The sequence below is a fragment of the Sulfitobacter sp. F26204 genome, assembly GCF_026410305.1.
Lineage (GTDB): Bacteria > Pseudomonadota > Alphaproteobacteria > Rhodobacterales > Rhodobacteraceae > Sulfitobacter.
In genome coordinates this window covers 595,888-608,720 of sequence record NZ_JAPMLQ010000002.1, presented here as the reverse complement: position 1 = coordinate 608,720, position 12,833 = coordinate 595,888, and the positions used below count along the sequence as shown (strand labels likewise).

Genomic DNA, 12,833 nt, shown 5'->3' with positions numbered 1-12,833 from the left:
CAGAATTAAGCGATCGGGATATTTGAAATTTGGCTTTTATTCAGCTTCGTCTGTCTCTGTAAATCGCTCAAGCGCGACGATCTGGCTCCACAGAAAAAGGAACATCAGGACCGGAAAACCAAAGGTTTCAATCTTGACCCAGGCATCTGTGGACATCGTACGCCATACGATTTCATTACCCGCCGCCAGACAGATGAAAAATACAGTCAACCGTCGCGTCAACAACATCCAGCCTTCGTGTTTCATAGGGATCATTTCGGACATGACAAAGGCCAGATAGCTTTGTCCGCGCAACAGCCCGATCGACAAAATGGCGGCAAAAAACGCATAGACGATGGTGGTTTTCATTTTAAAGAACCGCTCGTCATTGAACCATGCAGTAAGACCGCCAAAGAAAATCACCATGAACGCCGTGAATATCTGCATTCGGCTGAGTTGCCCCGTCAGCATCCAGAGCACCGCCATCGACACCAACAGGATTGGCACAAAAACAAGCGTTGCCACGATGAAACCCGAATATTCAGTCCCGCCAAAACTGAACATATCGTCGCGGATACGCAGGTAAATGACAAAGAACAGCAAGGGAGGCCCGAGTTCGAGTACTTGTTTCAGAATCGGGTTGATGGTCTTTGGCTCAGGCATGGTGCTCTCCTATCCACCCATTTCAACTATCACAGCCCCCAGCGCAATCAATGCCATCAAGCCAACGCGTCGTGGGCCTACCGTTTCTTTCAGGAAAACGACACCAATCAATGCGGCAAACACAGTTGATGTTTCGCGCAGGACGGCCGCTTCGCCCACTTTGTCAAGACGTGTGGCCATCATGATGGCCCCAAAACTGAGAAAGGCGACGATCCCGCCAAAAAATCCACGCGTCATCAAAGGCCCAAGCGCCGGGGCGTTCTCCATGCGGAGCCAACGCCCTGCCGCGATGAATGGCATAAGCAGCCCGTCAATCATGAAAAACCACGCCAGAAAGGTAAAAGGGTTCTGCGTCGCACGTATACCGAAAGCATCGTAGGTGGTATAAAGCGCCACAAACAGACCAGTCAGCAACGCAATGGCAAGCGCCGCGTTCAACGTGTCACGTTCCGACACAAGGTATTTCATGTTGTAGATCGCAAGGCCAAAGATACCCATCAGTAATATCCCGACGCCGAACCATTGTATCCCGCTAAAGCGTTCATCAAAGATCAGATAGGCACCGATGACGGCAAACAGTGGCCCTGTGCCACGCACCACCGGATAAACGACGGTATAGGCACCTTTGGTATAGGCCCAAGCCTGCAAGCATTTGTAAACGATATGAATGGCAAATGCGCCAAGAAAAATCAGCCACATATGCGGTTCCGGCCAAGGTACGACAAGCAACGCAAAAGGGGCCGCCATCACGCAATAGCAAAAATCAATTGCACCGCGTGTCAACCAGGGATCATGGCGGCCCTTTTGCAAGGCACCGAAAACCGCATGCAGGATTGCCGCCATGATGGCTAGGAACAGCGCGACACTGTGTCCAGTTTCGCTCCCTTCAATCGACACTAGCCAGTCAGTCACGACCTGCCCTCCGGTTCAGACATCATCGCAAGACCGACAGGCGAAAGGAAAACGCCGGATATGTTGCACATCTTTTGGCACGAACAGGTTGCGACGCCGGTCTTGCCAGTGGTCGAACGCCATCACAGCCACTTGATCAGAGCCGGTCTGGGTCTGCGCCCGCCCTGCACCCATCAATACAGAATGCACATCCTGCAACGAGGGTGCCGCGCCACTGCAAGCAAATACCGCGCTATCGTCATTATCAACAAATTGGGGAACTGGTACCGGACCAACTGACAGCGGAATACCGTCTCTCACCTGCGCGCTTGTTGAAAACGGATGCCCGGTGATCTTCACCTTTCGTAGCCTACCAAGGCGTCGGCGAAATCCTGCGGATCAAAGGGGGATAGATCATAAATTTGTTCACCTACGCCAATCGCGTGAATAGGCAGGCCGAACTTGTCCGCCAGCGCCACCAGGACCCCCCCCTTGGCTGTGCCATCCAGCTTGGTCATCACAAGCCCGGAAACATCCGAAATGTCTTGAAACACCTTTACCTGGTTCAATGCGTTCTGCCCAGTCGTGGCATCCAGTACCAACAGCGTATTGTGAGGTGCATCCGGATCCTTTTTACGTATCACCCGTACGATCTTGGCCAATTCCTCCATCAGGTCGCTACGGTTTTGCAATCGCCCTGCGGTGTCGATCAGCAAAAGATCCGCGCCGTCGGCTTCGGCACGGGTCATGGCATCAAATGCCAGGCTGGCCGGATCGGACCCCTGTGCAGCGGTGAGCACTGGCACGCCGGCCCGGTCTCCCCAGACCTGTAGTTGCTCAACCGCCGCAGCACGAAAGGTGTCACCCGCAGCAATCACCACAGATTTACCTGCTGCCTTGAACTGACTGGCGAGTTTGCCGATTGTCGTGGTCTTGCCCGACCCGTTGACCCCAACCACCAACACCACCTGTGGTGTCTTGGGATACAGCGGCAAGGGGCGTGCAACAGGATCCATGATACGGGCAATTTCATTTGCCATCAGTTCCTTGATTTCTGCCACCGACAGTCTCTTGCCAAAGCGACCTTCAGCCATATTGGCAGTAACCCTTAGCGCGGTATCCACCCCCATATCTGCTGTGATCAACAACTCTTCGAGTTGTTCCAGCATGTCATCATCGAGAACCCGGCGCACAACGGTCTTGGGCGCACTGCGTCCCATTAGACGGCCCAGTAGCCCCGGCTTTGGAGCCATTTCAGTGGATTTAATCAGTTCCGGTGTCACGGGTGTTAAGGTGCTGCGCAAGGGCTCTGCTTTTGCGGCGGCGTCCTGAGCGGCTTTTTCCTCGGCGGCACGCTCGCCAGCTTTGGCAGCGGCTTGCTCTTCTTCGGCCTGACGGGCGGCTTTTGCTGATTCCGCAGCAGCGGCCTCTGCGGCTTCTTCGGCGCGACGAGCTTCTTGCGCGATGCGGTCCTCCTCAGCCAGGCGGGCCTCTTCGGCAGCGGCCTCAGCCTCGGCCATCCGTGCAGTTTCAGCCTCCTGCGCTGCTTCTACCGCTGCGCGACGTGCCGCCTCGTCCGCGGCTTCCTGAACGGCTTTTGCACTGGCGGCACGGGCTTGCTCATTTTCGGCTTCGCGCTTTTCTTGCGCTGCTTTTGCTGCTGCCAGACGCTCTGCTTCTTCGCGAACCGCCTGCCCTGCCGCTTCACGCGCTGCTTGCTCTTTTACGAGGCGGGCATCTTCTTGGACCTGGTGTTCTGCATCTTCGGCGCGCTGTGCGGCTGACTGCTCTCCGGCTTGAGCCGCAACAGCGTTAACGGTGTCAACGCTATCGTCAACCGTAGTCTCGACTTCGCCACCGTCACTGACAATCGCTTCCAATCCCTCGTCGATTTTCGACGACGACTTGAACAATTTGTCTTTGAGTTTCTTGAAAAACGCCAAGGAAGGCCTCCGCACCAGTTTGGATCAGGCTTACCCCCTCTTTTCACAGGATGGAAGTGCGCCTCTTGGAATTGACATAAGGATGCGAACACCGCACCAACAGCCCATGTACCGTCTGTTTGTCTTCGTTTTTGTACTTTTCGTCAGTAGCATGCCTGTCGCGACACGGGCTGAACCTGGTCGCATGTGCACGACACAGAAATGGGGGCATGCGCATTGCATCCGCCCCAGTCACTTTGTTTATGACACCTGCAATGCGATCCTGAATTTATCCCAACGTCACGGGCTGAACACTGGGTTCTTTGCCCGTCTGATCTGGCAAGAAAGCCGCTTTGATCCCAATGCCCTGAGCCATGCGAATGCACGTGGCATCGCACAGTTCATTCCCTCAACCGCCAGGCGTCGCGGGTTGAAAGACCCCTACAACCCCGCCGATGCCCTGGAACATTCCGCGCAATATCTGGCCGAGATGGTAAAACGATATGGCAACGAGGGATTGGCAGCGATTGGTTACAACGGCGGGGAACGACGGGCCGAAGGATTCTTGCTGGGCAAGGGGTTGGCACCGGAAACAATGAACTATGTACCGATCATCACGGGATTGGATGCCGAGGACTGGCGCGATGCAAAACCCAAACAACATGACATGCGATTGTCCCAAACCGAGGATTTTCTGACCGCCTGCTATTCAATGGCGCAAAATCGCCGGATCACGCCACTGGTTCGCCCCAAACCACCTGCCCCCAAGATCAAGCCTTGGGGCGTGCAAGTCGGCTTTGCCCAATCCAAAAAGGCAGCCCGCTCAGGCGCACGCAGACAGACGGCATCCTGCCGCAGTGTCATTGGCAAGGAACCGGTAGAACTGATTTACAAACCTCACAAGGTAGCGCGCAAAAAGGGATACTATTTTGCGCGATATGGCCGCAATAGCCGCGACAGCGCAAAACAGCTCTGCGATGCCATGCGCAGGCAAGGATGTAATTGTCGCGTCATGCAGAATTGACAGTTAGGATGCGGAACCTGCTTTGATCGCCCCGACTCGTGACGCTCTTGCACCGATTGCGTCAAACCTCATCTGCAAAATGCTTCATCACCATGCGGATCGGATTTGGTGCCGCCTGCCCCAGCCCACAAATCGAAGCATCCACCATCGCGCTGGACAGTTCCTCCAACAGCGCGGTGTCCCACCGCTCTGCCTGCATCAACTTTACGGCCTTTTCACAGCCGACGCGGCAGGGCGTGCATTGCCCGCAGCTTTCATCTTCGAAGAACCTGAGCATGTTCAGTGCCGCTGCCCGCGCCGAATCATCCTCGGACAAAACGACCACTGCCGCCGACCCAATAAAGGTGCCATGCGGTTGCAAGGTATCAAAATCGAGCGGGATGTCGTTCATTGAGGCTGGCAACAGCCCCGATGACGGCCCGCCGGGCTGGTAGGCTTTGAATACCTGGCCTTCGGCCATACCCCCGGCGGCCTCGATCACATCGCTTATCGTTGACCCCGCTGGCAACAGATACATCCCCGGACGCGCAACGCGGCCCGATACAGAATAGGACCGCAGCCCCTTGCGCCCATTCTTCTCAACCCCCGAAAGCACCTCGGGTCCCTCACGGCAAACACGGGCAACCCAATGCAATGTCTCGACATTATGCACCAAGGTCGGCTGACCAAAAAGGCCCACCTGCGCCACAAACGGTGGACGGTGGCGCGGCATACCGCGTTTGCCTTCGATGCTTTCGATCATCGCGGATTCTTCGCCACAGATATAGGCACCCGCGCCCCGTCGCAGGTCGATAAAGCCTGGCTGAACGATACCTGCACTTTCCAGTGCCTTGATTTCAGTTGCCAGAATCCCCAGCACTGCCGGATACTCATCGCGCATGTAGATGAAAACCTTTTCGGCTTCGACAGCCCATGCTGCAATCAACATGCCTTCAAGGAAAAGATGCGGCACCCGCTCTAGGTAATAGCGATCCTTGAATGTTCCCGGCTCCCCCTCGTCCCCGTTCACAGCCATATAGCGTGGGCCTGTGTTTGCTCTGACAAAGCCCCACTTTTTACCGGAAGGGAACCCGGCGCCCCCCAATCCGCGCAGACCCGAGGCCAGCACCTTGTCCTGAACAGATTCCCAATCGCCGTCTTCACGCAGCGCCGTCAATGTTGCATAGCCCCCATCGGCGGCATAATCGGCATAGGTCTGATAGGCTGGGATACGGGCATGGGTATCCCCTGCAGCAATCGCTGCATGAACCTTTTCCGGCGTGGCAAGATCGATGTGATTGTGCCCGATTTCCAGAACCGGTGCCGTATCACAGCGCCCCATGCAAGGAGCCCGCAAGACCCTTACTTGAGAAGCATCCAGACCATCCTCCAAAGCGGCCTTCAGTGCCTGCGCCCCGGCCAATTCACACGAAAGTGAATCGCACACTCGGATCGTCAGGGCGGGTGGTGGCAGCTCTCCCTCTTTGACCACATCGAAATGTGCATAAAAGGTCGCAACCTCATAGACTTCTGCCATCGACATCCGCATTTCCTCTGCCAGCGCACGCAGATGTGCCGCAGAGAGGCAGCCATAGGCGTCCTGTATCAAATGCAGAAACTCGATCAACAGATCAGCATCGCGTGGTCTGTCCCCCAACAACGCGCGCACTTCACCCCATGGACCGTCCAGCAATTGACGTCCCTTGGTATGGTGACGTCCTTTCCCCTTGCCGGATTTCCAGACGCCCTTTCGCGGACCCCTGCCCGCCGTCTTGCCATCATTGTCCAGCGCCATGAAATATCCCTTCAGTCTGTATCAAGGTATTCCTATCAAGTACCACAAAGGTCACATGATCAAAAACGACAATTCCCTTGCTCTTTGCGCGGCACAAGACACGACAGTGCCACGATATTTACTTTGAGGGTTCAAATTTCATCTATAGAGACAGAGCCGAAACAAACAAGAGATCGCTTATATGTTCTGGTACGCCGTCGCCAGCCTCACTCCCGCCGCGCTGCTGGCCCTGGGATGCCTGTTCGGCGGTCACTTTGCGCCTTCGGGTGTGCTGTCGATCACTGTTTTTGTATTCTTCATGGACAAAATCGCACATGCGCTACCTGACACAGGCAACAACGGGCGCAGCCTCAGCATGGCCCTCGCAGCTGTGCATTTCCCGCTTTTGGCATTGGGAATCTGGGCACTTGCCACGCCAGGGTCTTTGTCACTTATCGACAGGATATTGCTTTTCACGGGTCTTGGGCTTTACTTCGGACAGGTCTCCAACTCGAACGCACATGAGTTGATACATGCGACTGCCCGGTTTCCTCGCCGTGTCGGTGCCGCCCTTTATATCTCGCTGTTGCACGGGCATCATGTCTCAGCGCATCTTCACGTGCATCACATCTATGCCGCAACAAGGACCGACCCCAATTCCGCCCGTAAGGGCGAAGGGTTCTGGGCCTACGCCCTGCGTGCCCTCAGTGGCGAATTCATCGCGGGCTGGCGCGCCGAAACATCGCGTCGGGCCCGCGCGCATAATTCTCCGCCTTTGAGCCATCCTTATGTCGCCTATATCGGCGGTGCAGGCGTCGCTTTAGTCAGCGCCTATATGATTGCCGGTCACAAGGGCACCATCATCTATCTCGCCATTGCGTTTTATGCCCAGTTACAACTGCTGTTATCGGACTATGTGCAACATTACGGTCTGCGCCGCGCCACACTGGCCAATGGCAAGCCCGAACCGATTGGCCCACAACACAGTTGGAACGCGCCGAAATGGTATTCCAGCGCGATGATGCTGAATGCGCCAAAACACTCCGATCATCATCTGCGCCCTGCCCGCGCCTTTCCGGCCTTGCAAGTCACCCCGGACACCATGCCCATCCTGCCACATTCCCTTCCGGTAATGGCAGTCCTTGCGCTGCTGCCCCCCGTTTGGCGGCGGATTATGGATCATCGTGTTGCCAGGTGGCAAAAACCGGCCTGACCGCTAGCAAGCCGTGCCGAATTCTGGCAATGTTGCAGGATGAAACAGCTTGCCCTCCTGCTTAGCCTCCTTGCAGCGCCCCTCGCGGCGCAAGACCTCATGACTGCCAAGGAATTTGACGACTATACCCGTGGAAAAACCCTGTTCTTCGGTCAGAACGGCCAAGCTTATGGCGCGGAAATATATCACGAAAACCGCCGCGTCGAATGGTCTTTTCTGGATGGGGATTGCAAACAGGGTGAATGGTACGAGGCCAATGGGTTGATCTGTTTCATCTATGAGAACAATCCCGATCCTCAATGCTGGAGTTTCAGACGCGGCACCACTGGTCTCATTGCCCGCTTTGAAAATCGCCCCAATACAACCGAACTCTACGAAGCACGGGACCGCGATGAAAAAATGCTCTGCCTTGGACCAAAGGTCGGGGTCTGACAGTTCAGGCCGGGCACCCTGGCCGCCTCTCTTTTGGTCTTGTTTACCGTCCGTAGGCGCCGCGCTCTCCGCAGCGGGGTAAATTAACCTGCTACAACAAGGACCCCTGTTCGGGCGTTTCCGGCGCGGCCTTCTTGCGGTTGGCCGCAGGTTTACTCCCAACGAGCATCCGCCCGTCCGCGAATTGTATCTCCAGCACGGCCGCTTTTTGGGCCGTCCTGGTATCTGTCACCACAGCCCCGTCGCCACGCACAACGGCATAGCCGCGTTCCAATGTCGCCTCGTATCCCAATGTATTGCGCAACCGTTCCAGCGCCGTCAGTTTTTGACGCCATCCTTGGGTCTGGCGCATGCCGGCCTCGGACAGTCGAAGTACCAGTTTGCCAAAGGCTTCGGCCTTCGCGGTATGTTCGCGCGCAAGCGCTGCTGGCCGAAAGGCTTTGGCACGGCTTTCAAAGCGATCGCGTTTTTCCGCCACACCCCGCCCCAAAGCAGGTCCAAGTCGCCCCGCTCGTTCCTCCAGCCGCCGATGGTCATTCGCCACGCGCTGGCGCAGGGTCGCCGGGCGCAGCGATCCTGACACATCCGCCAAACGCACACGCCGCCGTTGCACACCGGCAATCAGTGCAGGCCCCAGTTGCTCTCCCGCACGATCCAGCCGCTGTCGTGGACCATCCAGCAAAGTTTCTGCGCGTGGCAAGGCGCGGCTCATGTCGCGCAACCGTTGCGCCCGCGCCGTCAATCCATTGCTCAACAACTGGCCCATGCGTGCCGATTGCCCCTCCAGCCACGCCAGCAATTCGTGACGCACCGGCACCGCCAATTCGGCGGCCGCCGTTGGCGTTGGTGCCCGCTTGTCAGAAACAAAATCAATCAGGGTCGTGTCTGTCTCGTGCCCCACGGCCGAAATCAACGGGATCGTTCCCGCCGCCACCGCCCGCGCCACGATTTCCTCGTTAAACCCCCACAGATCCTCGACCGATCCCCCACCGCGTGCAACGATCAACAGATCGGGGCGCGGCATGCTGCCCCCGGGAGTCAGGGCGTTGAACCCTTCGATCGCGCGGGCGACTTCCGGTGCTGATTTGGCACCCTGCACCGCTACCGGCCAGATCAAGACCTTGCGCGGAAACCGGTCGCGCAATCGATGCAATATGTCACGGATCACGGCACCAGAGGGGGAGGTCACAACGCCGATGATCTCTGGCAAATAAGGCAGTGGTCGCTTACGCGAAGCGTCAAACAGCCCCTCTGCCGCCAGCATTTTCTTGCGCTTTTCCAGCAATGCCATCAAGGCCCCCATGCCGGCGGGTTTGATGTCTTCGATAATGATCTGGTATTTCGACTGTCCGCCAAAGGTCGTGATGCGCCCGGTTGCAACCACCTCCATGCCCTCTTCGGGCTGCGTCTCAAGCCGGGCGGAAACACCTTTCCAGATCACCCCGTTTATGACGGATTTATCGTCTTTCAGATCCAGATAGATATGCCCCGACCGGGGACGGCTGACGCGGCCCACCTCACCCTTGATGCGCACATGAGAAAACTCACCTTCAATGATGCGTTTGATTGCGCCAGATAACTCCGTGACCGAAAATTCCGGGCTGTTGTTCCCGTCTGTCGGCCCGTTGGCCCCGTCATCAAACATATCCATCAGGTCACCTTGCCCCTATCCGCGCCACAGCTTAGAACGCCCAGCAGCAAAACCCAAGGGAGCGCTGTAGCATGAACATCCTAATTCTCGGCAGCGGCGGACGCGAGCACAGTCTTGCTTGGGCCACCTTACAGAATCCAAAGTGTGACAAGCTGATCGTTGCACCGGGCAATGCGGGCATCGCCAAGATCGCCGATTGCGCGGATCTGGACATCATGAACGGCGCAGAAATCATCGCCTTTTGTGAGGAAAACAGCATAGATTTCATCATCGTCGGACCAGAAGCGCCCTTGGCAGCCGGTGTTGCAGACGACTTGCGTGGCGCGGGCTTTCTTGTTTTCGGCCCCTCGGCTGCGGCGGCACAACTGGAGGCCTCAAAAGCATTTACAAAGGAAATCTGCGACGCCTGCAATGCACCAACTGCGGGTTACGCCCATTTCACAAATCACGAGGACGCCTGTGCCTATGTCACAACCCACCCTGCCCCCCTGGTGATCAAAGCGGACGGCCTGGCCGCTGGCAAGGGTGTGATCATCGCCATGACCGATGAAGAGGCCTCGGCAGCCGTGGACGAGATGTTTGACGGCGCTTTCGGAGCCGCAGGTGCGGAAGTTGTGATCGAAGAGTTCATGGAAGGCGAGGAAGCCTCGTTTTTCGTATTATGCGACGGCGAAAACATCCTACCCATCGGCACAGCACAGGACCACAAACGCGTAGGTGACGGCGACACCGGACCAAACACCGGCGGCATGGGAGCCTATTCGCCTGCACCCATCCTGACCGAAGAAATTGCGCAAAAGGCCCTGAACGAAATTATTCGGCCGACCATGGCGGAAATGACAAAACGCGGCACACCCTACCAGGGTGTGCTTTACGCCGGTCTCATGATCAAGGACGGGCAACCACGTCTGGTTGAATTCAATGCCCGATTTGGCGACCCGGAATGTCAGGTGTTGATGATGCGACTTGGTGCCCAGGCTTTTGATCTGATGCATGCAACGGCTGAGGGCCGCCTGTCAGACATGCGCGTCAACTGGGCCGAGGACCATGCGGTCACGGTCGTCATGGCCGCCAAAGGCTATCCTGGCACCTATCAAAAAGGCTCTGAGATCAGGGGGTTAGACACCCTTCCTGAAGACAGCAAGAATATGACCTTTCATGCGGGCACTTCTGTCAGCGACGGGACATTCATCGCCACCGGCGGGCGGGTCCTGAACGTCACGGCAAGGGGAAATAGTCTGATGGAGGCAAAAGACCGCGCCTATGCCATGGTCGATCAGATCAATTGGCCCGAAGGCTTCTGTCGGCGTGACATCGGTTGGCGCGCGCTAGATTAGTCGCAAAGCAGTTTGAAAGTGATCTTCCCTGCACTACAGCCCGATGATCTTCGCCCGCAATTTGCGCTGTACCGATCTGAATTTACCCGAGTTTCGGCGTAATCAGATTTTGGCGCAGGTGCCCCCTGACAATGGGACAGACCATGATTTCAGGGCACTGCGTCTAACTGCATGCAAGCGCTGCAGCGATGCTTTCAGGTCCGTTGTTTGCGCCGATCCTCTGCTTTACAAACCCGTCTTCCTGCCAGTGGACCAGAACCAGGTCCCGCCAATCCGGCGACAGCAGAACCATCTCGGGCTTGTCTGCACATTTACGTATGCCACCCGAGATATAATCATCCCCGATCCGATGGTTTGTAAGAGCATCAAGCTCCTCGAAAGCGCCGGCCTCACCCTTGGCATAGGAAAAGACCCTTAACTTCTGGACCAGATGCGGCCGGTCGACAAAGGCAATCTCCATCACGCCATCGCCGTTAAAATCAGCCGCCCCAACAGGGGCAACCCAGCGGTGTTTCCGTCCGATAAACCTGGTCCAAGCTTGCAATTCAGGTATCCCATCGACGTTCAACCCATAGACAGCCAGACGGGCCCCGTAATCAGAATGGCTTTCGACCACAATGATCTCAGGCTTGTCATCGCCGTCCAGATCCACAAGACGCGGGGCGGTGTCTTCGAACACCCGATCCTCCGGTTGGCGCAGATGATATGTCTGATCCCGCCAGGTTCGCAACAGACCATCCTTGCTGCCGGTTTCACGGTGCACTGTCACGGACAGATTGCCCCATTCGACATTGTCCCCCAGCACACCATGTGCGTAACGTTGTGTAGGTTCGTTATATGCGGCCTCTGTGATTGTCTGGGCAAAAAGGGGGCCCGCCGACCACCACATCAGCCAGGCAACGAGCCATCGCATCAGATCTGCTTTTCCGGCATCTGGACGCGCAAACCATCAAGCGCATCCGTAACTTTGATCTGACAAGTCAAACGCGAACGTGACGGATCCGGTTCAAAGGCGAAATCAAGCATATCCTCTTCCATATCATCCTTGACAGGAAGCTTCTCGACCCATGCGGGATCCACATAGACGTGACAAGTGGAACAGGCACAGGCCCCGCCACAGTCGGCTTCGATTCCTGGGATGTTATTATCACGTGCACCTTCCATGACCGTCATGCCATTCGCCACTTCGACCACATGCTCTTTGCCGCCATGTTCAACGTAGGTGATTTTCGCCATGTATCCGTCCTTTGTTTCTTTGTTGTTCGATGTTTTCTATCGGGGCGGGCAAGGCTCTGCCAGCCCCTTTTATGCCGAAGAACCGCCTGAGGCTCAGCACTGCTAGGCAGCGCCTTTCAAAACAGCTAGGGTAATGCAAAACCAGACCCAGAGGCATCGGGCATGACACAGGCATTTTCTTTAAAAACGCAACCCGCTCGTTTTCCGCTGTTACTGGTGGTTGTTTTCGGACTTGGTGCCTGCGATGCCGATTCTCCTGATCCAACGACCGCACCGCCCGAACCAGGTGTAATGGCGGCCACGCGCGACGGTCCAGCCGATGCACCCGAAGGCAGCTGCTGGGGCAAGACCGTCAGCCCTGCTGTTGTCGAACGCGTTACAGAACAGGTCCAGATCAAAGCCGCCAAAGTCAACAGCGACGGCACCATCGCTAGTTTACCGGTATATCGCACAGAAGAACGGCAGGTCATCGTAACCCCGCGTCGCGACAATTGGTTTGAAACCCCCTGTCCCGATGTCCTGACACCCGAATTCGTCTCGTCGCTGCAACGCGCCCTTCAGGCCCGCGGCAACTACACCGGCAAAATCTCTGGCAGCCTGGACGCAAAAACCCGAAGTGCAATACAACGCTTGCAACGCAACGAAGGCCTGGACAGCGCAGTATTGGCGATAAGCACAGCCCGCATGTTGGGCTTGATCGCTGTCCCCCGAGTCCCGGCCGGATAAACAAAA

13 protein-coding genes are annotated in these 12,833 nt (G+C 56.6%); 5 read left to right on the top strand and 8 right to left on the bottom strand.

Going from position 1 to position 12,833, the window contains the following annotated elements:
- Positions 1 to 36 precede the first annotated feature (36 nt).
- The 4 genes from OS190_RS06925 to ftsY are packed head-to-tail and all read right to left on the bottom strand — an operon-like array spanning position 37 to position 3,476.
- A complete protein-coding gene (locus tag OS190_RS06925) occupies positions 37 to 642 on the bottom strand; it encodes an inner membrane-spanning protein YciB (protein WP_267157930.1) in 606 nt (201 codons plus the stop codon).
- A 9-nt stretch (positions 643 to 651) separates the two neighbouring features.
- A complete protein-coding gene (locus OS190_RS06920; protein ID WP_267157929.1) occupies positions 652 to 1,554 on the bottom strand; it encodes an EamA family transporter in 903 nt (300 codons plus the stop codon).
- A gap of 15 nt (positions 1,555 to 1,569) precedes the next feature.
- Positions 1,570 to 1,893 (bottom strand): hypothetical protein, encoded by a 324-nt coding sequence (locus tag OS190_RS06915; RefSeq protein ID WP_267157928.1) that lies wholly within the window; start codon positions 1,891 to 1,893, stop codon positions 1,570 to 1,572.
- Entirely contained in the window at positions 1,890 to 3,476 is a 1,587-nt protein-coding gene (gene ftsY / locus OS190_RS06910) for a signal recognition particle-docking protein FtsY (RefSeq protein ID WP_267157927.1), read from the bottom strand. The genes OS190_RS06915 and ftsY overlap by 4 nt, the downstream gene beginning before the upstream one ends.
- A gap of 82 nt (positions 3,477 to 3,558) precedes the next feature.
- On the opposite strand from ftsY, the gene OS190_RS06905 reads away from it, so the two are divergent.
- On the top strand, positions 3,559 to 4,479 hold the full coding sequence (locus OS190_RS06905; RefSeq protein ID WP_267157926.1) for a lytic transglycosylase domain-containing protein: 921 nt from the start codon (positions 3,559 to 3,561) through the stop codon (positions 4,477 to 4,479).
- 61 nt (positions 4,480 to 4,540) lie between these two features.
- Here OS190_RS06905 and OS190_RS06900 read toward each other — a convergent pair whose 3' ends face one another.
- A complete protein-coding gene (locus OS190_RS06900) occupies positions 4,541 to 6,253 on the bottom strand; it encodes an NAD(P)H-dependent oxidoreductase subunit E (RefSeq protein ID WP_267157925.1) in 1,713 nt (570 codons plus the stop codon).
- Positions 6,254 to 6,434: 181 nt separating this feature from the next.
- Between OS190_RS06900 and OS190_RS06895 the strand changes: the two genes are divergently transcribed.
- Both OS190_RS06895 and OS190_RS06890 read left to right on the top strand, forming a co-directional pair.
- Complete coding sequence (locus OS190_RS06895) at positions 6,435 to 7,445, top strand: alkane 1-monooxygenase (RefSeq protein ID WP_267157924.1); 1,011 nt, start codon at positions 6,435 to 6,437, stop codon at positions 7,443 to 7,445.
- 39 nt (positions 7,446 to 7,484) lie between these two features.
- Positions 7,485 to 7,877 carry a hypothetical protein gene (locus OS190_RS06890; RefSeq protein WP_267157923.1) on the top strand — a complete coding sequence of 131 codons (393 nt, stop codon included), beginning with the start codon at positions 7,485 to 7,487 and terminating at the stop codon, positions 7,875 to 7,877.
- Between the two features lie 91 nt (positions 7,878 to 7,968).
- Here the strand turns inward: OS190_RS06890 and xseA are convergent, their stop codons facing one another.
- Complete coding sequence (gene xseA / locus OS190_RS06885) at positions 7,969 to 9,528, bottom strand: exodeoxyribonuclease VII large subunit (RefSeq protein ID WP_267157922.1); 1,560 nt, start codon at positions 9,526 to 9,528, stop codon at positions 7,969 to 7,971.
- Between the two features lie 71 nt (positions 9,529 to 9,599).
- Here xseA and purD point away from each other — a divergent pair, with 71 nt between their 5' ends.
- A complete protein-coding gene (purD, locus tag OS190_RS06880; protein ID WP_267157921.1) occupies positions 9,600 to 10,865 on the top strand; it encodes a phosphoribosylamine--glycine ligase in 1,266 nt (421 codons plus the stop codon).
- A 163-nt stretch (positions 10,866 to 11,028) separates the two neighbouring features.
- On the opposite strand, the gene OS190_RS06875 is transcribed toward purD, so the two are convergent.
- Together OS190_RS06875 and OS190_RS06870 are read right to left on the bottom strand one after the other, a co-directional pair.
- A complete protein-coding gene (locus OS190_RS06875; RefSeq protein WP_267157920.1) occupies positions 11,029 to 11,778 on the bottom strand; it encodes an FG-GAP repeat domain-containing protein in 750 nt (249 codons plus the stop codon).
- A complete protein-coding gene (locus tag OS190_RS06870; RefSeq protein ID WP_267157919.1) occupies positions 11,778 to 12,101 on the bottom strand; it encodes a 2Fe-2S iron-sulfur cluster-binding protein in 324 nt (107 codons plus the stop codon). The genes OS190_RS06875 and OS190_RS06870 overlap by 1 nt, the downstream gene beginning before the upstream one ends.
- A 162-nt stretch (positions 12,102 to 12,263) precedes the next feature.
- Here OS190_RS06870 and OS190_RS06865 point away from each other — a divergent pair, with 162 nt between their 5' ends.
- On the top strand, positions 12,264 to 12,827 hold the full coding sequence (locus OS190_RS06865) for a peptidoglycan-binding domain-containing protein (protein ID WP_267157918.1): 564 nt from the start codon (positions 12,264 to 12,266) through the stop codon (positions 12,825 to 12,827).
- Positions 12,828 to 12,833 lie beyond the last annotated feature (6 nt).